At 54.8% G+C, this 26156-nt stretch carries 16 protein-coding genes and 1 pseudogene; 8 read left to right on the top strand and 9 right to left on the bottom strand.

Annotated features, from left to right (window positions below; all coding sequences use genetic code 11):
* Window positions 1-43 precede the first annotated feature (43 nt).
* Window positions 44-1336, bottom strand: a complete 1293-nt coding sequence (locus tag IV04_RS04645; RefSeq protein WP_037395972.1) for a sugar ABC transporter substrate-binding protein — start codon at window positions 1334-1336, stop codon at window positions 44-46.
* 540 nt (window positions 1337-1876) lie between these two features.
* On the opposite strand from IV04_RS04645, the gene IV04_RS04640 reads away from it, so the two are divergent.
* The 6 genes from IV04_RS04640 (at window position 1877) to xdhC (ending at window position 9627) form a co-directional block, all read left to right on the top strand.
* The gene (locus IV04_RS04640) at window positions 1877-3097 is read left to right on the top strand and encodes an alginate lyase family protein (protein ID WP_081893166.1); all 1221 of its coding nucleotides are present in this window, start codon (window positions 1877-1879) and stop codon (window positions 3095-3097) included.
* 25 nt (window positions 3098-3122) lie between these two features.
* Entirely contained in the window at window positions 3123-5129 is a 2007-nt protein-coding gene (locus IV04_RS04635; RefSeq protein WP_037395971.1) for a heparinase II/III family protein, read from the top strand.
* A 69-nt stretch (window positions 5130-5198) separates the two neighbouring features.
* A complete protein-coding gene (locus IV04_RS04630; protein WP_037395969.1) occupies window positions 5199-5768 on the top strand; it encodes an NTP transferase domain-containing protein in 570 nt (189 codons plus the stop codon).
* A 209-nt stretch (window positions 5769-5977) separates the two neighbouring features.
* Window positions 5978-8263 (top strand): xanthine dehydrogenase molybdenum-binding subunit XdhA, encoded by a 2286-nt coding sequence (gene xdhA / locus IV04_RS04625; protein ID WP_037395967.1) that lies wholly within the window; start codon window positions 5978-5980, stop codon window positions 8261-8263.
* 12 nt (window positions 8264-8275) lie between these two features.
* A complete protein-coding gene (xdhB, locus tag IV04_RS04620; protein WP_037395966.1) occupies window positions 8276-9154 on the top strand; it encodes a xanthine dehydrogenase FAD-binding subunit XdhB in 879 nt (292 codons plus the stop codon).
* Window positions 9151-9627 carry a xanthine dehydrogenase iron sulfur-binding subunit XdhC gene (gene xdhC / locus IV04_RS04615; RefSeq protein ID WP_231566247.1) on the top strand — a complete coding sequence of 159 codons (477 nt, stop codon included), beginning with the start codon at window positions 9151-9153 and terminating at the stop codon, window positions 9625-9627. The genes xdhB and xdhC overlap by 4 nt, the downstream gene beginning before the upstream one ends.
* Before the next feature lie 203 nt (window positions 9628-9830).
* Here the strand turns inward: xdhC and IV04_RS04610 are convergent.
* From IV04_RS04610 to ygfK, 8 genes and pseudogenes are all read right to left on the bottom strand, one after another.
* Window positions 9831-10121: pseudogene (locus IV04_RS04610) on the bottom strand (ISNCY family transposase); the annotation flags it as partial.
* Window positions 10122-10538: 417 nt separating this feature from the next.
* Window positions 10539-11903 (bottom strand): NCS2 family permease, encoded by a 1365-nt coding sequence (locus IV04_RS04605; protein WP_037395963.1) that lies wholly within the window; start codon window positions 11901-11903, stop codon window positions 10539-10541.
* Window positions 11904-11927: 24 nt separating this feature from the next.
* Window positions 11928-13244, bottom strand: coding sequence for a guanine deaminase (guaD, locus tag IV04_RS04600; protein WP_037395962.1), 1317 nt, complete (start codon window positions 13242-13244; stop codon window positions 11928-11930).
* A 33-nt stretch (window positions 13245-13277) separates the two neighbouring features.
* Window positions 13278-14693, bottom strand: a complete 1416-nt coding sequence (locus tag IV04_RS04595) for a nucleobase:cation symporter-2 family protein (protein ID WP_037395961.1) — start codon at window positions 14691-14693, stop codon at window positions 13278-13280.
* A 209-nt stretch (window positions 14694-14902) separates the two neighbouring features.
* On the bottom strand, window positions 14903-17782 hold the full coding sequence (locus IV04_RS04590) for a molybdopterin-dependent oxidoreductase Mo/Fe-S-binding subunit (RefSeq protein ID WP_037396170.1): 2880 nt from the start codon (window positions 17780-17782) through the stop codon (window positions 14903-14905).
* On the bottom strand, window positions 17782-18558 hold the full coding sequence (gene ygfM / locus IV04_RS04585; RefSeq protein ID WP_037395960.1) for a molybdopterin-dependent oxidoreductase FAD-binding subunit: 777 nt from the start codon (window positions 18556-18558) through the stop codon (window positions 17782-17784). The genes IV04_RS04590 and ygfM overlap by 1 nt, the downstream gene beginning before the upstream one ends.
* A gap of 51 nt (window positions 18559-18609) precedes the next feature.
* A complete protein-coding gene (gene ssnA / locus IV04_RS04580; RefSeq protein WP_037395958.1) occupies window positions 18610-19938 on the bottom strand; it encodes a putative aminohydrolase SsnA in 1329 nt (442 codons plus the stop codon).
* A gap of 2 nt (window positions 19939-19940) precedes the next feature.
* A complete protein-coding gene (ygfK, locus tag IV04_RS04575) occupies window positions 19941-23048 on the bottom strand; it encodes a putative selenate reductase subunit YgfK (protein ID WP_037395956.1) in 3108 nt (1035 codons plus the stop codon).
* Window positions 23049-23498: 450 nt separating this feature from the next.
* Here ygfK and yqeC point away from each other — a divergent pair, with 450 nt between their 5' ends.
* The gene (gene yqeC / locus IV04_RS04570) at window positions 23499-24266 is read left to right on the top strand and encodes a selenium cofactor biosynthesis protein YqeC (protein WP_037395954.1); all 768 of its coding nucleotides are present in this window, start codon (window positions 23499-23501) and stop codon (window positions 24264-24266) included.
* Between the two features lie 34 nt (window positions 24267-24300).
* Entirely contained in the window at window positions 24301-25890 is a 1590-nt protein-coding gene (gene yqeB, locus IV04_RS04565; RefSeq protein WP_037395952.1) for a selenium-dependent molybdenum cofactor biosynthesis protein YqeB, read from the top strand.
* Window positions 25891-26156: the final 266 nt, after the last annotated feature.

The following is a 26156-nucleotide window of genomic DNA, read 5'->3' as shown; positions in this document are numbered from 1 at the left end:
CAGAGGAGTTAATAAAGTGCCGCACCGGGCGGCACCTGAGACATTACTTCGCCAGCACGCCCTGCTTTTCCAGCTCGGCGTTCACTTTGCCATGGGTGGCTTGCAATTCAGCGGCGATATCGCCATTACAATCCGCCAGAATGCGGTTAAAGCCCTCGGCGGTGATCTGGCGGATCGGCGTCCAGTTAGGCACCTGCGGCACATAGCGGCCCTGCTCGGCATACAACGTGGCAAAGGTAGCCCAACGCGGATCGTTATAAACCGCCTGAGTATCCACCAACTTGTTCACCGGCAAACGCACCACCGGGATATTGCTGCTGCCTTTACCCATACCGATCTCTTGCCCTTCCTGAGAGATCATAAATTCGATGAACTTGCGCGCCGCTTCCTTCTTCTGGCTGCTCTTCATCAGGAACACCGTGGTGCCTTCTGCCAGCGTGGCCTGGCTTTTCGGCCCCTGCAGGCTGACCACTTCGAAGGTGTCTTTACCCGGATCTTTATCAAACAGCGCAATATGATAAGGCCCGCTGAAGAACATACCGCTCTGGCTGGAACGGAAAGAGGGGATCACATCCGCCGTAGTGGCATTAATCGCCCCCGGCTGCACCACTTTGTCGCACAGCATGCCACGCATAAACTGCAGCGTTTCAACGGCTGCCGGTTCATCCAGCGCGGCTTTAAACTTGCCCGGTGCTGATTCACGCATAAAATCACCCCCGGCCTGCCAGAGAAACGCGCTCATAAACCAACTGGCGTAACCACGGGTGGTAGAGGCGGGCAGGATAAAACCGTAGGTATCGGCTTTACCGTTGCCATCCGGGTCTTGCGTGGTAAAAGCTTTTGCCAGTTTTGCCACATCTTCCCAGGTTTTGGGCGGCGGCATCCCCAGCTTCTCACGCCAGTCTTTGCGCACAAACAGCGCAAAAGTCTGAGCCGAAGTCGGTACCCCGTAATATTTGCCGTCGGTATAGCGGGTACTTTGCCAAGCGAGCGGATAAATATTGTCATGCCCGGCAATGCTTTGCGGGTCGATCTCATCGGCGATACCGAGCTGGATAAACTGCCCAATCGCCACCGCATCGTTAAAAATCAGATCCGGCAAGGCATTCCCCGCCGCAGCCCGCGCCAGGCGCTGTTCAAAGTCGGTGGTGGCGTTGAAGTACTCAATTTTTATGCCGGTTTTTTTCTCAAAGGTTTCTGCTTCTTTCTTGTAGATGTTTTTTGAGTCGTTACTGGCCCGGATCCAGATATTGAGAGTTTCTTCGGCATAAGCCTGAGCCGCGCCCAAGCCAAGTACGGATAACAGTAATAAGGATTTAATTTTTGTCACAGACATTTTTATTCACATCCTTTTGTAAGAGGTTTGATTATCACGAAAATGGAGTGAGCCCGAACAATTTATATTTTAAATAAGTACTGAGCCATTAAATCGAATGCCATTTTTAAACACAATGCCACAAAATAGAAATCGTGTTTCAAAACTGTAAAACTTGCTTCCGATCACATCAAGAAGTGACAATAAAAGTGACAAATTTATTTATTCAAATAAAATCAGATAATTATGAATTATTAACTTTATATTATAAAATAAAAAAATGTTGCAAAACCTTATTTACTGTGACGAATGAATCATTTTTTAGGGCTAATTTTAATCTTAGCGTTAAATTTGAAGTGCATCACAAAAAAAATCAACCGCTCTCTTACACTGCGCCATCAGCACCATGAAACATTATTTCAGTTTCATTTCCTGCGGGAATAAATAACATTAACGAACATTAAGCAATATTTAATAGCCTTACGGCGAACGGATATTTATTGCCTGGAAATGAATAACCGTATCCTCTGACGAATGGAGAAAATTATGCGAACGATAAAAATGGCTTTATTGTCCCGTGGATCTTGGCTGGCGCTCGCCGTTGCTGCCGCACTGCAAGTTACGGCTGCCTATGCTGCCGAGGCGCACCCGCTGCTCGTCAGACTCGACGATTTGCAGTACAGCCAACAGCAATTGGCAGCGCAGAATCCGGCGTTTATTGGTGCCTATAATGCCCTTATCGCCAAGGCCGATAAAGCGCTCGGCAAACCACTGTATTCGGTAATGGATAAAAGCCTGACCGCCGCCAGCGGCGACAAACATGACTATTACAGCTTTCCGCCCTATTGGTGGCCGGACCCGGCCAAAAAGGACGGGCTGCCTTATGTACGCAAAGACGGCGAAACCAACCCCGCAGCCAACAGCGACGCTACCGATAAAAAACGCCTGAACAGCATGAGTGACGACGTCTGGACGCTGGCATTAGCCTGGCAGTTCAGCCAAAAACCGGCCTATGCCGAAAAGGCGCGCGATCAGCTGGTCAACTGGTTTATCAACCCGCAAACCCGCATGAACCCGAACCTACAATATGCACAGGCGATCCCGGGGATTAACGACGGACGCGGCATCGGGCTGATCGACAGCCGGGCACTGGTAGAGGTGATCGACGTGGTGGAGCTACTGCGCCCAGCCAAGGTGCTCAGCGAGGAGGATTACCAGAAAATCAAACAGTGGTACGGCGATTTCTACCAGTGGATGACCAGCAGCCAGAACGGCTTTGAAGAGGACAACTGGCATAACAACCACGGCACCTATTTCGACCTACAGGCCGCCTCATTTGCTCTGTTCAGCGGCAATCTTCCCGAGGCGAAAAAACGCCTGCAAATCACCCAACTGCGGCGCATTGCCTCTCATTTTGATATCGAAGGCCGCCAGATGGCGGAGCTGGAACGCACCCGCCCATGGCACTACAGCAACTTCCACCTGGAGGCTTACAACAAGCTGGGGCGTTTGGGCGAAGTGGCAGGCGTCGACGTGTGGAATTTCACCCTTGACGATCACAGCCTGCGTAAAGGCTACAGCTACATTGCCGGGTTCGTTAACAGCGATGCGCCATGGCCGTGGAAAGACATCGACAAAATGGATGCCAAAAAAGCCTTGGTCAATATGGTGAGTGCCGCCCGCGCCTGGCCCGATGATAAACAGTTCAGCGAAAAAGCCCAATGGCTGATGGCAACTTATCCTGATGATATCACTACGCTTATCACTCCATTAAAACACTGATGCTAGGGAATAGGGATTAACCGCGATGAAGCAGTTCACCACGCAACAACTTATTCTCTTGAGAAACCGAGCGGTGCAGCAGCCACAGGTGATTGAGCACCTGAGAGCGCAAAATGCCGTCGTGCTCAATAGCCCGGTTCAAGTACCGAAAACCGCCATAGCCACCTGGAATCTGTACTATTTCTGCCCGGTTCACGGCGTGCGGCTGGTGTGGGATCGCGCCTGCTCGACCCACCATCGCTGCCCGGTGGATGGGCAGCAGTTTAGTGGTGAACCTTATGACGGCGCCTGGTGGCGCGAGATGAACGGCCTGAATGCCAGAGCCTGCCATCAGTTAGGGCTGCTGTGGCAACTGACCGGCGAAGCGCAGTATCTGGATAAAGTCACGGCGATTTTGACCGCTTATGCGGCGTTTTATCCCAATTACCAGATCCACGGCAATATTCCGCACAACGGGCCGGGCAAAATGAACGCACAAACCTTGTGTGAAGCCAACTGCCTGCTCGAATTTGCCCTGGGTTTTGATTACATTGCCGAAGCGTTAACGGCACAGCAACGCGACGATATCCAATCCCGCCTGCTGCGCTGCGGGGCAGAGTTCCTGTTGGCCCACCGCACACCCCAGTTGCACAATCATGAAGTGAAGATCGGCAGTGCCATTGGGGTGCTGGGATTTATTTTGCAGGATGAATCCTTGCTGGAATTTGCCGTCAACCAACCCTACGGCTTGCGCTATCAACTGGAGCATGGGCTGTTCGAGGAAGGATTGTGGTTCGAAGGTTCGATCCATTATCACTTCTACGCGCTACAGGGTTTTCTCGCGTTTGAAAAACTGGCCAAGGGCAGCCGCTGGAGCCTGCTGGATGCTCCCTTCTACCGCAAGATGCTCAGCTTCCCGCTGCAGCTGCTGATGCCGGACGGCAACTTCCCACGTCTTAACGACTGTATTTATGGTCAGGAAAAGCTCGACCATAGCGATATCTACGAGTTTGCCTGGTCTTGTTACCGCGATGAGGCTTACGCGGCGGCGCTGCAGGCCATGTATCGTGCTACACCACGCAGCAATATCGATGCGCTGCTCTACGGCACCGACCTGCCTGCGCAACCGTTGCAACTCCTCCCTCAACAGCATCTGCATGCACCAAGCTGCGGGATCACCATTTGGCGCAACCCGGCCAAACGCCGGGCTCTCTTGGTAAAACACACTCCCTACGGCGGTGAACATGACCATTACGATCGGCTAAGCCTGATTCTATTCAACCACGGCAAAGAGATCCTGCCCGATCTGGGCACCACCGGCTACGGTGCCCAGATGCACTATGCCTACTACAAAAACAGCGCCACCCATAACACGCTGGCGGTGAATCAAGCCAATCAGCCCCCGGCGATACCGCAGGTACTGCATTATCATGAGAATAAAGCGTTCTGCTGGCTGGATACGGAAGTCGACTGGCGTCAGCCCCCCCCCGTATTGGACAGCCATACCCGAGTGGAATGGGATAACCAAGCCTATCGTGACGTCCGCTTTCGCCGCCGTCTACTGTGGCTGGAGGACGCATTAATCGACATCAGCAGTATAGAGAACCCACATCAGCAGCAGTTGGACTGGACGCTGCATCTGCCAGGCAAAGCGCTTGATGCCACCGGTGATACGGCCACTTTCAGCCAGAACGGGCCACTATCAGTGATGCACGATGCGCGGGTGACACCTCTGCTCAACAGCCAGCCACGCCACTTTGCGGTTTCGCGTGAGGGGCAGGCACTGTGGCTATCTGGCCACGCCATGCTGTGGCAGGGTTCTGCTCCAGCCAACCCGGCGGTGACTGATTTAAGCTATCTGACGCTGCGCAGCCACCAAACACAGGCAGAATTTGTTTGCGTGTGGGATTTTAATCATAAACAGCCGATAACCAAGATGCGGGTGAAGCGTGATAACAGCGGTCTGCGCATGCAAATGTGGCGCAGCGATCTCACTCTGGTCGTCGACGTAAACGACGATCCCAGTCAACTGCCCCAACTCTGTGCACGATAAGACTTTTTTGGCTATACAGAGGGTGGGTAGCTCTGCAACAATCGGATTTTGCACGCAAGCGGAGCAAACATGACAACGGGCATCATCATCGCCGCTGCCGGGCGAGGTGAACGCTTCACCCAGGCTGGTGGTGCGGGGCATAAACTCAACGCTGCCCTGCAGGGCAGCACGGTGTTTGAACTGACGTTACAGCAGGCGCTGGCGTCCGGCTTGCCAGTCCATGTGGTGACCCGGCCTGAAAATCTGCCGGTACAGCGCGCTTGTGCCGAGCATCAGGTGCCGGTCACGCTGCTGGCGAGCGGTGGGCTGGGGGAGTCTATCGCCGCTGGCGTTGCGGCCACGCCCGATTGGTGTGGCTGGCTGATTCATCTGGCAGATATGCCCTTTGTCACCTCTGCGGTATTTTTGCAGGTGGCGAGCGCGTTACCACAGCACAGCATCGTCCGCCCCGTCTTTCAACAGCAACCGGGTCATCCGGTAGGGTTTTCTGCCATCTGGCGCAGCGCATTATGCGCCTTGCATGGCGATCGTGGTGCTCGTGAACTCCTCAGCCGCGAGCCGGTTTATCTGCTGCCCCTTGAACAGCCCGGCGTTGTGCAGGATATCGACCTGCCGTCACAGTTACCCTCTGAGCAGTGAGTTGCCCCCTTATCAACCTGATAATCCTCTTATCAGATTGATAAGTTATCGCCATCGGTACTCATCATTTACTTACCCCAAGCGCGTCGCGCCCCGCGAAAATCAGTATCAACTCACGAAATTCACATTATCTCAGCGAATCAACCGATTATGGCCTGCAAGTTGCTGTTCCCCCTTAGCGGCTTTTTTCTATCATCAGGGGGGCCAATATGGCTGTAGGAGTGTCGCTTAAACGCGTTGATGCAGAAGCCAAAGTTACAGGCCGGGCTCGCTACACCGACGATCTCAGCATGCCCGGTATGCGCTATGCCAAATATGTCCGCAGCCCGATCGCCCACGGCCTGGTCACGCGCATCGATACGCAAAAAGCCCTGCTGTTGCCAGGGGTGGAAGCCATCTTCACTTATCAGGATGTGCCACAACAGTGCTTCCCGACCGCTGGCCACGCCTGGTCACTGGACGCCAATAAACACGATGTGGCAGACAAGCAACTGCTGACTGGCCACGTGCGCCACCACGGTGATGGCGTGGCAATCGTGGTGGCCTGCGATCCGTTAACGGCAGAAAAAGCCGCACTGCTGGTCGAGGTTGAATATCAGGAACTGCCGGTGATGACCAACGCCGCAGCCGCTCTGGCGGCCGAGGCCCCGTTGCTGCACGGCGGCACCAGCAACGTGCTGAAACAGCACCGGCTACAAGGTGGTGACCCTGAGGCGCTCTTGGCGGCGGCAGAGATCTTGGTTGCAGGCCACTACCAAACGCAGGTGGTACAGCATTGCCATCTGGAAGGGGTGATCTCCTACGCCTATATGGACCAGATGAACCGGATAGTGATCGTCTCCAGCACCCAAATCCCCCATATTGTGCGCCGCGTGGTAGGCCAAGCGCTGAACATGCCGTGGTCGGCCATCCGGGTGATTAAGCCCTATATCGGCGGTGGCTTTGGCAATAAACAGGATGTGCTGGAAGAACCGATGTGTGCGTTTCTGACCTGGAAACTCGGCGGCGTACCAGTCAAGATCGAACTGAGCCGCGAGGAGTGTTTTTTGGCCTCCCGCACCCGGCATGCGTTTGCAGTCAGCGGCAAACTGGGCGTTAGCCAGGATGGCCTCCTGCAGGCCTACAGTCTGGATGTGCTGTCCAATACCGGCGCTTATGCCTCCCACGGGCATTCCATCGCTGCCGCCGGAGCCAACAAAATCGCTTATTTATACCCGCGCGTCGCCCTCGGCTACCACGCCACCACCTACTACTCCAACCTGCCCAATGCCGGGGCCATGCGCGGCTATGGCGCACCGCAGGTAACTTTTGCCCTGGAATGCATGATGGACGACGCTGCCGCCCAGTTAGGCATGGATCCTCTCGAACTGCGGATGAAAAACGTTGCCCGCCAAGGGGATACCAATCCGCTCAATCATAAGACTATTCACAGCGCCGGTATCCTGGAGTGCCTGCAAAAAGGCCGGGAGCTGTTTGAATGGGATGCTCGGCGTGCCGCCTGCCTGCATCAAAGCGGCCCGATCCGACGCGGCGTTGGCGTGGCTTGCCTGAGTTATGCCTCCAACACTTATCCGGTTGGCGTGGAGATCGCCAGCGCGCGCCTGCTGATGAATCAGGATGGCACCATCAACCTGCAGATTGGCGCGACGGAAATCGGCCAAGGTTCTGATACGGTATTCGCCCAAATGGCAGCAGAAACCGTCGGCGTGCCCTGCTCCTCGATTTATGTGATCTCTACACAAGATACCGACATCACCGCCTACGATCCCGGCGCTTTCGCCTCACGGCAAAGTTACGTTACCGCTCCGGCGATACGCCAGGCCGCCAGCGAACTGCGCACCAAAATCCTCCGGCATGCGGCCACACTGTGCGGCCAACCCGAATGGGCGCTAGACGTCGTCAATGGTCATGTGGTGTTTAAAACTCAACCAGAACAAGTGCTGCTCTCGGTAGAGCAGGTTTCCATGAGCGCCCATTACGATCAGGAGATCGGTGGGCAACTGATGGCCGAAGTCTCCTGCAAAACCCGCAGCAACCCACCAGCCTTTGGCTGCACTTTTGTCGATCTCACCGTCGATATTCCACTGTGCAAAGTCACCATCAACAAGATTATCAATCTGCATGATTCCGGCCAGATCCTTAACCCGCAGTTGGCCGCAGGGCAGGTGCATGGCGGGATGGGCATGGGGATCGGTTGGACACTGTTCGAAGAGATGATCGTTGACGAGAAAAGCGGTATTGTGCGCAACCCTAACCTGCTGGATTACAAATTCCCGACCATTCTCGACCTGCCCGATCTGGACTGCGCGTTTATTGAAACCTATGAGCCGCAATCCGCCTACGGGCACAAGGCCTTGGGTGAACCACCGCTGATCTCACCTGCTCCGGCGATCCGTAATGCCATCTGGCTGGCAACCGGCGTGAAGATCGATGAGTTACCGCTGACGCCAAAAACGCTGTACCGACACTTCGCGCAAGCGGGCCTGCTCGAGTAACAGGAGAACAATATGTACGATATCGCACACTATTATCGGGCAACCAGCATCAGCGATGCCGTACAGCAATTAGCCGCCGATCCCCGGGCTAAGCTGATTGCTGGCGGTACCGATGTCTTGATCCAGTTGCACCACATGAACGGTAAATACCGCCATCTGGTGGATATCCATGACTTAGCCGAATTGAATGGCATCAGCCTGCTGCCCGACGGTACGTTGCGCATCGGTAGTGGCACCACTTTCAACCAGATTATCGACTCCGCGCTGGTTCAGCGCTATGTGCCGGTGCTGGCCGAAGCCGCCACCACCATTGCCGGGCCGCAGGTGCGTAACCGCGCTACGCTGGGCGGCAATATCTGCAATGGCGCGACCAGTGCGGACTCCGCGTCGCCTTGCGTGGTAATGGAGGCCGAATTGGAGATCGCCTCCGCCACAGGGCTGCGCCGCACGCCGCTCCTTGGGTTCCATACCGGCCCCGGTAAAGTGGCGCTGGGGCAGAATGAAGTGGTGGTGGCGTTTCTGTTCCGGCCACAGCATTACCAAAACTACGGTGCCAACTACTACAAATACGCCATGCGCGACGCCATGGATATCGCCACTATCGGCTGTGCCGCCGCCTGCAAAATCGAGAACGGCTATTTCAGCGCAGTGAAAATCGCCTTTGGCGTTGCCGCTCCGACGCCGATCCGCGCACCCAGCGCCGAATCCGCCGCACTTGGCCGCCCGGTCAATGCACAAACCCTCGCCGCCGTGCGTGAAGCCGTAATACGCGATGTGTTGCCACGCTCGTCATGGCGCGCCAGCAAAGAGTTCCGTATGCAAATCATCCGCACCTTGGCAGAACGCGTTCTCGCCCAGGCGGCTCAACGCGCCGAAGGAGAATGGCTATGATGATCACCTGCACGATCAATGGTCGCCAGTATCAGTTCACAGTGGCCCCGGGCTTGTCACTGATGGAGTTACTGCGCCAGCAAGGGTTAAATAGCGTCAAGCAAGGCTGTAGCGTCGGTGAGTGCGGTGCCTGCACGGTGCTGATCGATGATATCGCTACCGACAGCTGTATTTATCTGGCAGCTTGGGCCGATGGCAAAACGATTCGCACGACTGAAGGTGAGGTGAAAAACGGCGAGCTCTCTGCCGTGCAGCAAGCCTATGTCAAAACGGGAGCGGTGCAATGTGGGTTCTGTACGCCGGGGCTGGTGATGACCAGCACTTCAATGGTTGAACGCTTTCGCGGCCACCGGCTCACCGAACAGGAGATCCGCCGTGGCTTGGCCGGGAATTTATGCCGCTGCACCGGTTACACCTCAATCGTGAAGGCGGTACAGCAGGCACAGTTACTGGATGAAGAAACACCGGGCTGATTAATTGAGCATATACCCAAAATAATTCGAGTTGCTTGTAGGCGGCAACCGAGTGAAGCCCCAGGAGCTTACTCAAGTAAGTGACTGGGGTGAGCAAGGGCAGCCAACACCCAAGCAACTTGAAGTATGACGGGTATAGATGGCTGGACTCATCGGCAGTATCGGCCCATGCCATAGCGGCTGACGCTGCGTGGCCAATACGCTTAATGGTGGATTTTCGCCAGATCTTCGGCGGAAAGGCCGGTCAGTTCCATCACCAAAGTACTTTCAAGACCGCTAGCCAGCATGGAACGGGCGATTTTCAAAGTGGCTTCACGCTCCCCTTCCTGCCGGCCCTCAAGACGACCTTCTACAAGACCTTCCTGCCGCCCTTTCTCAATGCCTTTTTGTTCCAGTTTCTGCGCAATGGTCATTAGTACCTCCTCATGCTGTGGCGCACGTTTTGCCAATTCACGGATAAAAGTTTCCGGTAGGGCCGTTTCACCCACCTGTATATGCGCTGAATTTACCACAAGATGCTATGTGTTCATATTATGAACACCCAGGTAAACCCACCTCACCTAACACCCTCTCTTTTTCCTATATTGGACGAGTATTTATTTCGGTCGCTAAACATTTTGCATCCATTCAGTAGCACGATGAACGCGACCAAGCAGGGCCGGTTGAGGCGATATGAACAGGGATGTGAATTGAGCCGACCCGTCCGGCAACGGTGATGCAGCGAAGGTACCCGCGTAGCGGGCAGGTCATGTTAAGCGTAGGCGCGGGTGCAGGGCCCCGCCTTGGGCCCTGCAATTGCCATTCACTGTCGTTTCATAGAATGGCGCACTGTTTACGGCAATTCCCATGATACCTTGCTTACATAGACCAAACTGTTGTGAACAAGAACTACCACAGAGAAAAAAACTCAATCAAATCGCCCAACCCCCGGCATAAAATGCCACCAGCGCCACTGCGATAATCACTGTGCCGACATTCAGCTTCCGCCACTCGTTCGCACAAACCCGGCCAATCACCAGCGTGCTGAAGCCCAGCATAATGCCGGTGACGATATTGCAGGTCAGTACGATAAACACTGCACACACCAGGCCAGACATCGCATCCACAAAGTCGTTGAAATCCAGTTTGGTGACGTTGCTCAGCATCAGTAAACCAACATACATCAGCGCTGGGGCGGTGGCGTAACCGGGTACCAGATAGGATAGCGGCGACAGAAACAACATCAGCAGAAACAGCACCCCTACCACCACCGCAGTGACGCCGGTTTTGCCCCCGGCTGCCGTTCCCGCAGCAGATTCAATGTAAACCGCCGCAGGTGAAGCCCCCACCAGCGCAGAGAACATGCTGCTCATTGAGTCGGCGGTTAACGCGCGGCCACCGTTGATGATCTGCCCGTCTTCGTCCAGCAGATTAGCCTGCCCGGCCACCGCACGAATGGTGCCCGTGGCATCAAATACCGCCGTCATCACCAACGCCAATACACTCGGCAATACCAGCGGGTTCAGCGCGCCTTTGATGTCCAGATTGAAGATCAATGACTGACCATCCGGCCCGCTCAGGCTCGGCAACGCAAACAATCCCTGATATTTCACATTCGGATCAAATATCAGGCCAACCACAGAAATACCGACAATCACCAATAAAATCCCACCCGGCACACGCAGCTTTTCCAGCCCCAAGATCACCGCCAGCCCAAGTAACGACATCATCACCGGGAAAGAGACAAAAGACCCCAGCGCCACCGGCAAGCCGTCCAGCGGGTTCTTGATCACCATACCGACACCGTTGGCGGCAATCAGCAGCAGAAACAGGCCGATACCAATCCCAGTACCATGAGCGATGCCCATCGGCAGATTACGCAAAATCCACGAGCGCACACCAGTGACCGAAATGGCGGTAAACAGCACCCCCATCAGAAAGATCGCCCCCAACGCCACCGGAACGCTGATATGCTGGCCCAGCACCAGGCTGAAAGCGGTAAACGCCGTTAAAGAAATGGCGCAGCCAATCGCCATCGGCAGGTTAGCCCACAGCCCCATCACCAGCGAACCAACGCCAGCCACTAGGCAGGTGGCCACAAACACCGCAGCGGGCGGGAAACCGGCTTTACCCAACATGCCGGGTACCACGATCACCGAATAGACCATCGCCAGAAAGGTGGTCAGCCCTGCCAGCACCTCCTGCCGTATGCTGCTGCCCCGAGCGGTAAGGTTAAAATAGGTATCTATCGAACGGGTCGCTTTCTCTGACGTCACCTGTGAAAAATGATTAGACATTGCTCTGCCCTCTGCAGGACTGCTTTAAGTGCGTTCATACACCAACCGGCCATCCACATAAGTACGATAAATCGACCGGTCATCCCCTAGCGTCATCATGACAAACAGCTTATCGATCAACGTGGTTGAGTTGTCGTAGCGCAGTTGTTGCAACGGCGTGGCCGTCGGCTCCAGCACCACGAAATCAGCCTCTTTACCGACATTGAAATTACCAATGGTGTCTGCCAGCCCGAGCGCATCGGCACCGCCCAACGTGGCGAGATAAAACGCTTCATAGGCCGACAACCGATAGTTCTGGAGCTGCATCACCTTGTAAGCTTCATTCAGCGTTTGCAGCATATTGAAAGTGGTCCCCGCACCGATATCGGTGCCCATCCCCACCTTGATCCTTTTCCGCCAGGCATTTCGCAGATTGAACAGACCGCTGCCGAGATACAGGTTAGACGTCGGGCAAAAAGCGATGGAGGAATGGGTATCGTGCAGGCAGTCCCACTCGGCGTCTTCCAAGTGAATGCAGTGCGCAAACACGCTGTTTTTGCCGGTTAGACCGTAGTGATGGTACACGTCCAGATAGCTTTTGCGTTCTGGGTACAACGCCTTTACCCAGGCAATTTCTTCTTTGTTTTCCGATAAATGGGTATGCAGATAGGTATCTGGATACTCCTGGCGCAGCCGTTGGGCTACCGCCAGTTGTTCTGGCGTCGAGGTTGGCGCAAAGCGCGGGGTAATGGCATACAGCAGGCGACCATTGCGGTGCCAACGCTCAATCAGCGCCTTGCTCTGGGTATAACTGCTTTCTGCCGTGTCTAAAAGATAATCCGGCGCGTGGCGATCCATCATTACTTTGCCCGCAATCAAGCGCATGTTGATATGGTGCGCCGCTTCAAACAGTGCCTCTACCGATTCGGGGTGTACGGTACCGAAAACCAGCGCCGTGGTGGTGCCATTACGCAGCAGTTGCTTGATGAAAAAAGCCGACATCTCACGGGCATATTCCAGATCGTCGTAGCGCTTTTCTGCCGGGAAGGTGTGCTTATTCAACCAATCCAGCAACTGCTCGCCATAGGCCCCCACCATTTCACATTGCGGATAGTGAATATGGGTGTCGACAAACCCTGGCACGATCATTTTGCCACTGTAATCACGCACCCGGATGTTGGCCGGGATGCGGTGATGCCCATCCGCCCAGGTACCAAACCAGTCCACCTGGCCATTACGGATCAACAATAAGCCGTCTTTGATAAACCGCAGATGGCCTTCTATTTCTTCTGGGCACGGCACGGTGCGGGTAATATCCAGAAAACTGCCCCGCACGGCCTTGATTGAGGATTCACATTCCATACACACATTCCTTTTAACAGTAAACGGGGGACGTTAATCCGTATTCTTCTCCGCAGCGGTAATATCAAACTCGGCAGCCGCCACAGATTGGCTTTCGCGATTATTCAGCGGTATCAGCCAGTTCAGTAAAATAGCCGTTAACCCACCGGCACAAATCGGGTTTTCCACCAGAACGTAAATTGAGGCGGGTAAAATACGGAACACCTCTGGATCGTAAGAAACGCCAAGGCCAAGCCCCAGAGAGGTCGCAACAATAATGGTTTCGCGGCGGTTCAAGCCGTTAGAAATAATGATACGAATCCCGGCTATGGCGATCATAGAAAACATCAGCGTCATTGCGCCGCCCAATACCGGTGCCGGTATGGTGGTAAAGAAACGGCCAACGATCGGGAATAACCCCAGAATGACCAGAATCACCGCGATATATTTACCAATATGGCGCGAAGCCACACCGGTCATTTGAATCACTCCGTTATTCTGGGAAAAGGTGGTTAACGGTAATGAGCCAAGCATAGCGGCAATCACCGACACCAGGCCATCAGCCAACACTCCGCCACTCAGGCGCGCTGTATATTCATCACCCTCAATCGGTTGATTAGAAACCATCGCGGTCGCAGTGATACTCCCCACGGCTTCCAATACGCTCAACATATAGATGATTGCGGCCACCAGAAATGCGTGCAAATCAAATGTGAAGCCATATTTAAAGGGAATTGGCACGGTCACCAACGGCAAGTTATTCAATACAGAAAAATCGACCATCCCCAAAAATAACGCCACCACATAACCGACGATAATACCAATGGCGATCCCTCCCATTCGCAACAGAGCGTTTTGACAGCAGTTAAACCCAATCACCACCACCAGCACCAACAGGCCAATACCAATATTTTCATAGTTACCAAAAGTGCCGCTGCTTTTAGCCGAAAAACCGCCGCCAAAGTCGATAATGCCAACCTTAATCAGGCTCAGGCCAATCATCAGCACCACCACACCGCTGACCGTCGGCGTAATCACCCGTTTCAGGTAGGGCAAAATAAATGAGGAGCCAGCCACCAGAAAAGCCCCGACAAAAGAGACGCCCATCAAGGTGGAGAGCATCGCTTCCACATGCAGGCCGTCGGCTTTCATGGTGCTGCCCAGGGCGATCATCACGGTGACGAAAGAGAAATTAACCGATTGGATCGACAGCAAACCAGAGCCGATGGGGCCATAACGATTCACCTGTAACCAGGTACCAATGCCAGAAGCAATCATCGCCATCGAAACCAGATACGCGGTGATATCGGCAGGCAGATTCAGTGCGGTGCCCACAATTAATGCCGGTGCCACCATCGGGACAAAAATAGCCAGCAAATGAGTGATTGCACCAATAATACATTGATTAAATGGTGGCTTATCATCAACGTGATAAACAAGATCGTTATTTTCAGTAGGTATATCAGACATCCCTTTACTCCCTTCCAGTAAATTTGATCATCTGATTCAATAAACACGCGTTAACTGCTCCACGCCCTGCACTTTCGCCATGTTAAATCCACGGGCCAGCCTGAGCATTTTGACTTCGCTCATTATTCTTTATGGCGGCAATAACAGTATTGAATCGCTTCTGCCCGTCGCCTTTTTAATTACCGATTAAAGACGACGGGCATCTGGGCTCACGCTGACAATTTATTTAACCCCCTAAGGATTTTCTCCGGCGTGAAATGCCATTCACGCAGCCAAACACCACAGGCGTCATGAATGGCCATAGCGATAGCCGGAGCCGCGCCGTTAACGCCGATTTCAGAGATCGACTTGGCACCGTATGGCCCCACGCGATCGTCACTTGGCACCAGAAACGCCTGGAAGTCGAGCGGGATATCGCCAATTTTCGGCGCGCCGTAGCTTTGCAGGTCACGGGTAATCGGTATCCCATGGCGATCGTAGATAATCTCTTCCGACAGGCTGTGGCCAATCGCACGCATCGAAGCACCGTAAATCTGCCCCAGCGCCAGTTCCGGGTTAACCGGTGTGCCACAATCCAGCAAAGCGTAGAACTTATCCAGCCGGATCTCACCGGTACGGGTATTGACCGCCACTTCGGCGAAGTTGGCACCAAACGGGAAGGCAAACTCAGAAGTGATATAGCTCGCAGTGGCAACCAACGTGCCAAAACCGGTGCCAGTCTCTGCTTTGTGGGCGATGTGCGCGAATGACACTTCACCGCGCTTACCGCGCACTACGCCGGGAGCGGTCAGTACCACATCGGCTTCTGGCTCGCCCAACATCTGCGCACCGTGGAACAGGATTTTTGCCCTGAGATTCTCCGCCGCGCTTTTCGCCGCGTTACCAGAGAAACAGGTGCCGGAAGAGGCATAGGCCCCTTTATCAAACAGGGCGTGATCGGTATCACCCGAGATCACATGCACATCAGCAAACGGGCAACACAGCACTTCTGCCGCCAGCTTGCCGACCACCGTATCCAGCCCGGTACCGATATCCGCCCCACCGGAATGGACAATAAAGGTGCCATCCGATTCGAGCTTAATCATGCAGTTGGCCTGATCGATATCCGGGATGCCGGACTTCTGCATGATGATCGCCACGCCACGGCCAACCTGCCAGTCGCCGTTTTTCGCCTTTGGTGAGTTCCAGCGGATCAGCTCACGCCCTTTGCGTAAAATAGGTTCCAGCGCACAGCTGGCGGCCCTGGGCACCGAGGTCGGCATTTTGCCTTCACCAATCGCCCCAAGGATCTTCAGTTCCTGCCCTTCCACCACCCGGTTGATCTCAATAATCTCCAGTGGATCGCGCCCCAGTTTTTCAGCCAGTTCGGCCAGAATCATGGTCAGGGCAAAGTTGCCTTTTGGCGCGCCGTAGCCTTGATACGCGCCATTCGGGCAGATATTGCTGTAATAGGTGGTGACCTGGAAATTGACGTTTTCACACGGATACAGCGGCAGCGAAAGCGCTGGGCCGTTGCTGGGCACCGTCAACGCATGGTTGCCGTAAGGGCCGGTATTCGCCAGGAAGTTCATGTCGATCGCCGTCAGGCGACCATCTTTCTTCGCGCCGATCTTCACCCGTACTTTCGCCACATGGCGCGAGGTATTGCTGATAAATTCCTCTTCGCGGGTGTAGTGGAAATAGACCGCGCGACCAGTCACGCAAGTAGCCCAGGCGCAGACCTCCTCCAGCAAGATGTCCTGCTTGGAGCCAAAACCACCACCCACGCGCTCTTTGATCACATGCACTTTATGCTGCTTCAAACCGACAATGCGCGCCACCTGACGGCGCAGGTGCCATGGCACCTGGGTTGAAGCGTGGATCACCAGCCGATCGCCGTCCATGTAGGTGTAGCAAACGTGTTTCTCCGCCGGGCACTGCTGCACCTGCTTGGATTCATAGGTGCGCTCCAGCACCACATCCGCGTCGGCAAAACCCTGCTCCACATTGCCGATCTGCCCATGGACTGCGGCGGCAATATTGCTATGCGGCTTGGCACCAATCGGGAAGTTGATGGTCAGATGTTCACCCGCACGCTGCGCGGAACCCTGATTCTGCTCGGCTAAATCACTGGGGGCACCATTAACGTAAACGATCGGTTCGTCATGCACCCGTGGTGCGCCCTCTGCCATCGCCTCATCAATCGACATCACCGGTTGCAGCACCTGATATTCGACCTTGATCAACGCCAGTGCTGCCAGCGCAATCGCTTCGCTTTCGGCCACCACTGCCGCAACCCGATCGCCCACGTGGCGCAGTTTCTGGCCAAACATCCGGCGATCGAGCGGCGAAGGCTCTGGCGCGCTCTGCCCGCCAGGGGTGTAATAGATATCCGGGCAATTGAGATGAGTGATCACATGCACCACGCCCGGCAGCGCCTCGGCTTGGCTGACGTCCAGGTGAGTAATCAACGCATGAGGATGCGGGCTACGCAGCATTTTGATGATACAGGCATTACGCGCCACGCGATCTTCAACATAGCAAGGTTTGGCCTGCACCATTTTTGCGGCGTCCACTTTCGGGCACAGCTTGCCAACCACGTTCAGATCGCTGCGAAACTCAGGGGCCGCCAGAGCCTGGAACTCAGGATCGCTGCGGCGTGCCACTGCCAGTGCCACCACCTGGTAAAACTGCTGATACCCGGCATCACGGCTGAACAACCCCGACAGCGCATCGTCGGTCTCCGCCCGCGTTGGTATTGCAATGCGCTCGAGCAAATCCGTCAGGATCAGCGCCGCCGCCGGGTCGTTATAGCCGGACTGCACCACGCCCACGTCGACCATCGCCTGCTGCACCAGGCTAAGCTGGTTCCAGCTCCCGAGCGCTTCTGCGGTGGTGACCACCGCGCCATCAAGTTGGGCGGCAATCAGCAACGAGGCATTAACCACCACGCCGTTACACATAATCGCATCCGAACCGGCAAAGCCGAATCCGTCATCACTGTTGCGTACCGAGTGCATGCCCAGCTTAAACAGCAATAACTGTACGTTATCGCCCGCTTGGCATTGCATCACCTGCTCACTGTCGTTGAGCGTAAAACGGATATTGATCATTGTTCCCCTCCTGACGCCTGGCAACGGGCAAGCAGATCGGCCACCACCACGCCGCTGATATAGCGCTTATAGGCAACGCTGCCGCAGAGATCGGCTTGCGGAGCTACCGCTTCGGCGACCACTTTTTCCAGCGCCGGGCCGCTCAAGCCGTTGTACTCGGCATCGCGCAGGCGGCTTGGCCGCGCTACCACTCCGCTCAGGGCAATACGCACCTTCGATTGCGCATCACAGGAGACGGCGGCGGTCAGCACCGCCAACCCGGCAGCCGAGCGGGCAACTTTGTGTGTGGCACAACGGCGGTAAGGATCCGGCAATACCACCCGCAACAGCAACTCCTGCGGGTAATCCGCCAGATAATCCTCCAGCGTTACGGTGTTACCGTTGCCGAGCACCACGTTAGCACTCAGCGCCAGCAAGACCGGCAGCAACACCGAATCCTTGGGCGCGGCGGCAATCTCACCGCCCAAGGTGGCCTGATTACGAATGTGGCGGGAATAGACAAAGCCCAGCGCTTCGTGCAATGCCTGCGGGATCAGTGGCGAATCCCGCAAGGCCTGCAACGTGATGGTCGCACCAAGCAGCAGTTCACCCTGCTGCCAGCTCACCTGATTCAGCCCCAGTTGCGCTAACGCAATGGCGATCTTTTTCCCGGTTTTCGTGGGTGTGGCGTTTAACTTGCTACCGCCGCCGAAGTACACCGCCTCATCAAGAAACTGGCGTTTCAGCTCCAGCGCCTGTTGTACCGATTCTGGCCGATAGAATTGCTCAATCATTTTTCACCCTCATCAATGTCAACCGCCCGCTTGACGCAGGCGGTAACCGACTTAATTCAAGGCATCCATACGCTGCCATAACTGGGCTGCCACCTTGCGCGCCTCGGCGTAGAGCGGTTCCACATCGAATGGGAATTTGCCGTCCTGATACACCAGCTTGCCCTCCACCATCACGCTGTTGACGCTGCTTGCCCCCATGCCGAAAGCCAGGTGGCCACCGATATTTTGCGCCGCCAGCGGCGTGGGTGATGGGTAATCACAGATGGTGAGATCCGCTTTGTAACCTGCCGCCAGGCAGCCGAAGCGTGCACCAAAGTTACGCGCCAGCAGTTGGTTGCCGTTCGCCAGAAAGCGGGCAAAGCTGTCTGGCCACAGCGTTCCCCCGGCATCGCGGTGTTTGAAGTAGGCAAACTTCAGCTCTTCAAACATGTCCGAGCCGATGCCGTCGGTGCCAAGTGCCAGATTGCGATACTGCGCCAGTTGGTGGTTGTAACCGACATGGTTATTCATATTGGAACGGGCGTTGTGCACCAGAAATGCGTCATGCTGGTTGATCAGCTCGATATCGCTGGCAGAAAGGTACAGGCCGTGAGCCACCAGCGTTTTAGCGCCGAGCAGATCGTACTGCGCCAGCCGCGCCATCAGATCTTTGCCGTATTTATCATGGCTGTGAGAGACATCGTAACGGTCTTCGGCGGCGTGAATATGCAGCCCGCGCCCGGTGCTCTGCACCGCTTCGCGCAGCATCTCCAGCCCAGCATCGGCCACGGTGAACGGCGCGTGGGCACCGATATGGGCCTCCACCAGATAAGGTTCCTTACCGGCAGCTTTGGCGGCGTCGATCAAATTGGCAAAGGCGATATTCTCTTCAACCCCGGCCTGCAGTTCACGGTTGCCACCGTTGCGATCGGTGGTTTCAAAGCAGGTCATGCCGCGCAGCCCGGCCTTGATAAAGCCCGCGCGCAGGGTTTTCAGCGATCCGGCAATAAAATTCGGTGAGGCATGGTGGTCGATCACCGCAGTACAGCCACTCTTGATGGCTTCCAACGCGCAGATCAGGCCGCTGTAATACAGTGATTCCTCATCCAGTGCGCGATCCAGACGCCACCACAGGTTTTTTAGCGTGGAGATAAAATCCGGGCACGGTGCGATATTGGCCATAATCCCGCGCGACAAACCAGAGTAGAAATGGTTGTGCGCGCAGACGATCCCCGGCATCACCAGCTTGCCGTGCATATTGCGGGTTTCCGCCTGCGGATATTTTGCCGCCAGCCCGTGGCCTACGGCTTTGATCAGCGCCCCTTCAATGGCGATATCGACCCCATACTGAATGCTGGTGGGCTCAAGCTGCACGGCGGTCGCATTGGTTAAGATCAACATGATTACACCTCCACCTGACCCAACAGATAATGATGATGGGCATACACCTGATTGATGATGTGGCCCATCTCCTCCAGCTCCGGCGGCACTTGCTGGAGTTGGCCATCATTGCCTAACTGCAGTTGATAAATCTTGCCGTCCTGACGCACGCTGATTTGCTGCCCGTTCACCAGAAAACCGGCGTTAGTGCTGTTGGCAAAATCTTGCGGCAGGCTGAAGACGGTGACTTTGTCTTGATACGGCTTACCCTGCCATGGGCAGAACTGCGCACAGTTACCGCATTCGTTGCAGTAAGCGTCCAGATGCAGGGTTTGGAAACGATCGCGGAAGCCCGGAATCGCGATCGACACGTTGGCGCGGTTCGGGCAAACATCGACACATTTGCTGCACACGTAGTTGCATTCCAGGCAGCGTTGCGCCTCTTGCGCCACAAAAGCTTCACGCTGCGTTTTATCCACCACCGAGACGGCAATCGCTCCTTTGCGGCGATAGATTTCTGCCGGATCCACATTCGACCAGTATTTGTCTTGGTGATGGGTTTTGACATTTTCCCGTGCCAGCACCGTTTCTGCTGCGCTGCGGGCGCTGCCGATGGCGGCGACAATCGAAGACGGACCACGCTGCACATCGCCGATCAGGAACACGTTAGGCCGGGTGGTTTCACCGGTCATGCTATTGACCTGCGGATAACCGGCCTCATCCAGCGGTACCCCCAGCTTGTGCAGCACCTCTTCATCGGCCTGTTCGCCAATCGCGGTGATCAGCGCGTCGATCTGTAGCGTGAGGGTTTGTTCGGTTGGCTCCGGGCGACGGCGACCCTGTTCGTCGGGATCCCCCAGCACCATCACTCTGGCGGTTAGGGTGCCGTTGGCATCGAAATGTTCCGGGTTGGTGAGGAACATAAACTGCACGTTGTCTTCCACGGCCTCCAGATACTCTTCCCGGTAAGCGGGCATTTCGTTCAGCGTACGGCGATACAGCACGGTGACATTCTGCACCCCTGGCACTTTCAAGGCCGCCCGGGCGCAGTCCATCGCCGTATTGCCCGCACCAACCACCGCCACGTGTTTACCCAGGTTCATCGGCTTACCCTGATTGAAATTGCGCAGGAACGGCAACGATTTGTAAACGTTACGGTTATTGCCCGCCAGCTTCACGCCGCTGTTTTTATCGGTGCCGATACCGATAAACACGTAATCAAAGCCCTGCTGTTGCAGTTTGTCGACCGTCAGATCGGGATCGCAGCCATAGACAAACTTCACACCATGCGCAGCAACAAACTCGATATCATGCTCAATAGCCTCCGCCGGGATACGGAAGTGAGGAATAATGTTCTTCACCACGCCACCGGCATTGGCTTCACGTTCAAACAGCGTGACCTGATAGCCCGCCCGCGCCAGGAAGTAACCGGCAGAAAGCCCCGCCGGGCCTGCGCCCAAAATCGCCACCGGATGTTTGCTGCCAGAACCCGCAGGCTTGTTCCAACGGCGCTGGTAGTCGTCCCAGCCTTTCTCCAGTGCCACCTTTTTCAGTTCGCGGATGTTCAGCGCACTGTCGTAATCAATGCGGGTACAGTTGTACTGGCACTGGTGATCGCAAATATGGCCGGTGATAGCCGGTAGAGCATTGCGCTGATAAATCAGCTCCAACGCCTCGGCGTAGCGCTGTTCACCCAGCAAGCGGATATATTCCGGGATGTCCTGCTTAATCGCACAGGCGCTAACGCAGGGTGCCACATAGCAGTCAATCATCGGCAGCGGGCCACCCGCGTCAATGCTGTCCTGTGCTTTCCAGTGTTTCTGGGTGTATTCCATGCTGACGGCTTTTTCTGCCAGCGCGGCCAGTTTGTCGACGTCAATGCGCGTCATCTGCCAACAGGCCGATTGTTCCAGTTCACGCAGGCATTCGGTCTGGCGTAAATAACCGCCGGGTTTCAGCAGATCGGTGGCCATGGTGATTGGCCGGATACCGGTTTCAAAAATATCGCGGATATTAAATTTGCTGGCCCCACCGGAATAGGAGATCGGCAGTTCACCGTTAAACTCGCGTGATAACACCGCCGCGACGTTGATAGAAAGCGGGAATAATGCGCGGCCAGACATGTACATTTCTTCGCCGGGTAGCGCGCCTTTGTGGTTGATGGCCCCGAGAGTATTGGTGAGTTTAACCCCAAAACCCAACTGGTGCTGTTTAGCCAACGCCACCAAACGGCGCAGCATCGCCACCGCCTGGTCCAGCTTGAGATCGTGCTCGAAAGACTCTTCTTTCAGGCCAACATAATCGAAACCGCAGGTATCCAGAATCGCCCGCACGCGCTGATACCCCAGCAGCGTCGGGTTTAATTTCACAAAAGTATTCAGGTGCTTTTCTTCCAGCATATAACGGCAGATGGCTTCGATTTCATGGGGTGGGCAACCGTGCATGGTGGAAAGGGTAATTCCGCTGACCAATTGCGCAGGAATGGTATTCGGCAATTGGCTTAATGCGCTGCGCTGGGCGGATAAATCAAACTGGGCAATAAAACCTTCGTTGTTCACCCATTCATCGAGCACCTTGGCATATTCGGCATATTTCGGCTGTTGGGCCGAATCGATCATATTATGGATAAATGCCTGCATCGGCGGTTGTTTGATCCCGTCGAGGTTATAGCCCACGCTCATATTAAAGATAAAAGATTTACTTTCGCCTTTTACTCTGGGATCAAACATCGCCTCCAATAGATGCAATGCAAACCAGGCTTTTAAATATTCGTCATACGCCTTGAGCAGGGTAAACTCTGTCGACCATTCGGTGTTAAAGCATTCATCTTCAGCATCGATACAGGGTTTTTCAATCTCCAGACGATCGAGGATTTGTACGGTTTTTAATTCGATAAATCGCCCGCCAGTCAGCCAGGAGACGATAATATTCTGCGCCAATTGCGTATGTGGGCCCGCCGCCGGGCCGAGCGGAGTTTCGCAACTCTCATTGAAAACGTTAATCTGCCGATCGTCATTTTTGCGATAAAACTGCGGTTCCGGAATACCAAAGATGGAGCGATTCTCATGATATTCCTCGAAAATCCGGGTTAGCAGCGCCTTGAACGGAACCGGACGCATGATATCTCCCATAGCTTATCTCCTTGCGACGAAATGCCTGAATGGTGAATCGGCAAAAACCAGCCTGCGGTTTTCCACCTCGGTTGGGCATAACGCAGCAACAATCAGGCCAAATCTCCGCACACCGCTGTTCACTGATAAAATTCGTGAGGCAGTTCTAATTGTTATTTTTATTTGTGAAGAAGCTCACAGGCACAAATGAGAATAACAATCACTGCTTATTGATGGGCAATAACAGCCACTCACCCTATAAGGTTAATTATCAAAAAAGAACCTCTCAATATCACTTTGATACGCTCAAATGAACGATCGAATAAAATCGTGAGCGCAATCGATAAAGTATGAATACTTAATAAACCTCGATTACATCAAACAATCCCCATGATTAAACTGCTAATCAGAAATAAAAAGACGGCATATTACAGTTCAGCATTATTTTTTAACTCATGAGATAACTTATTTATGACTCCAACCTTCCAGGAACTATTCAGTGAAGAATATCAGCGTCTGAATAATGGCCAACCTTTACTGATTAGCCTGATTGGTGCCGGTGGCAAAACCACCACCCTGTTGTGGTTGGCGCAAACGTTCTATCAGCAAGGCAAGCGGGTGCTGTTTACCACCACCACCAAGATGTATCGCCCCGAACCCACCACTTATCATCAGCTTGTTATCGGCAAGCCGCCTATTACCACTGCTACACCGGCGATCACCGCCTGTTTCAGCCATTATCAGCCGCACAATAACAAGGTTGCCGGATTCAGCACCGAACAGATTGATCAGATCAAACGGCAGGGGGAGTTCGACGTGATTCTGGTGGAGGCCGATGGCTCTCACGGTTTGCCGCTGAAAGCCCCGGCAAGGCATGAACCTTGCATCCCTTCCAGCAGTGATTGTGTGATCGCGTTAACCGGTAGCCAGGTAATTAATCGCCCTGCCGATCCGCAGCAGATTCACCGCTGGGAGATCTTCTCGGCGCTGACCGGCGTCGCTGCCGGTGAGCCGCTTGATAGCCGGGTATTCCGTACCTTGATCGCTCACCCGCAAGGGATGTTTAAAGGTGCGCCTGCCGGTGCGCGCCGGGTTTGGCTGATTAATCAGTTTTCTCATTCTGATAGTCAACTCGATCCCGCCTGGCTTGAGCTGTTGCAGCAAGATGCCGCACTCAGCGCTATTTGGCTTGGTGCGGTGCCGCAAAACCCTGCGATCCGCCACTGTTTACGTGCCTAGCCGCATAAAATTTTAGGTTACTGATGAGGACAGCATGAATATCTTCGCCGAAGCCGCACGACTAGAAGAAGAAAACCGGCCCTTTGCGCTTGCCCAGATTATTGAAAGCCGTGGCTCCACGCCGCGCCACTCCGGGCAAATGTTGGTGATGGCCGATGGTGGATCCATTGGCACCATCGGCGGCGGCATGATTGAACGCCTGGTGATTGAGCAAGCGATGGCGGCCATTACGGAACGCAAGGCCCGAGTATTTCATGGCCGTATGGCGCGCAATGGCCAGGATGCGGTGGGTTCCGACTGCGGCGGCGCCATGTCGGTTTATATTGATGTTCACGGCCTGCGCCCGCGCCTGGTGCTGATCGGTGCCGGACACGTTAACCGCGCTATCGCCAGCGCGGCTAAACCTTTGGGGTTCGATATTCACGTTACCGATATTTATCCCGCCAGCCTTGATGCTGACCGGTTCCCACCGGGCACGACACTGGTCTATGGCGAAAGCTTCCCGATCGCCATCAGCAAGATGAATATCGAACCCAGTAATTTTGTGATTATTGCCACCAACAATCAGGATTGCGAAGCCTTAAATGCGCTGATCGACCAGCCGCTGCGCTATTTGGGGCTACTCGCCAGCCGCCGTAAGGTGCAAACCTTTACCCACTTGCTCCGGCAACGTGGCACCTGTGAAGCCGATCTTGCCAGGCTCCATGCCCCGATCGGCTATAACATTGGCGCAGAAACGCCGGAAGAGATCGCCATCAGTGTATTAGCGGAACTGCTGCAGATAAAAAACCAGTCGGCAGGCGGCTTGATGAAAGAAGATGTCCGGTTGGCGCGTGACAAACTGGTGGTGATCCGTGGCGCAGGCGATATCGCGACCGGCGTAGCGTTGCGGCTGTATAATGCCGGTTTTCAGATCATGATGCTGGATATTGCCCAGCCCACTGCCATCCGCCGCACGGTGGCTTTTGCTCAGGCGATGTTTGACGGCCACACCTGTGTTGAAGGGGTGACAGGCCGCTTGGCAAAAGATATTGATGAAGCTTTCGAGTTGATCAACCGGGGTGAAATCCCGTTGCTGATCGACGGCGCAGCCCAGTGCCTGGAACAGCTCAAACCGCGCTTTCTGGTGGATGCCATTCTGGCCAAGCAAAACCTGGGGACTCATCGCGATATGGCTCCTATTACCGTCGCTCTCGGCCCCGGCTTCAATGCCGGGCAGGATTGCGACGCGGTGATTGAAACCAATCGCGGTCATCAACTGGGGCGGGTCATTTATCACGGTTATACCCAGCCAAATACCGGTGTCCCTGGCAATATCGGCGGCCACACCACGCGCCGGGTGATCCGCGCGCCTGCCGATGGCGTAATGCGCTGCTGCGTAACGTTGGGGGATGTGGTGCAAGAAGGGGATCTTGTCGCCTATTGCGGCGAAACTCCGGTGATCGCACCACTTTCCGGTATGGTGCGCGGGTTGTTACAGGCTGGGCTGGAGGTGAAAACCGGCTGCAAGATTGGCGACATCGATCCGCGCGGCGCACAGGCGGATTACACTACGGTGTCGGATAAAGCGCGGGCTATCGGCGGAGCGGTGCTTGAGGCGCTGATGAAGCTGGGGCGGGGGTAATGACGGCACCCACTGTTGGCTTGTCATTGCTCGGCTAAGTGAGATTTGGTGTCATGCTGAAGATAACGTTATCCCTCCATTGGGCCGCCGCTTATCAAACTCGTTATGGTGATGCTTCAGCATGACTCAAACAGGTTAGTTGATAACCACAGATCCGTTCACTGATCAAGCCGAAAACTGACGGAAGATCAGGCAAAGTTCTTAATACTTTTGTTGACCAGTGGATTGAAATCCATCATTTATCAATAGATAAAGGCTGAATCTCA

The sequence above is a fragment of the Serratia sp. Ag1 genome (assembly GCF_000743355.1).
Taxonomy (GTDB): domain Bacteria; phylum Pseudomonadota; class Gammaproteobacteria; order Enterobacterales; family Enterobacteriaceae; genus Chania.
Note: the sequence above shows the minus strand (reverse complement) of the source record. Positions and strands in the feature narration are given on the sequence as shown.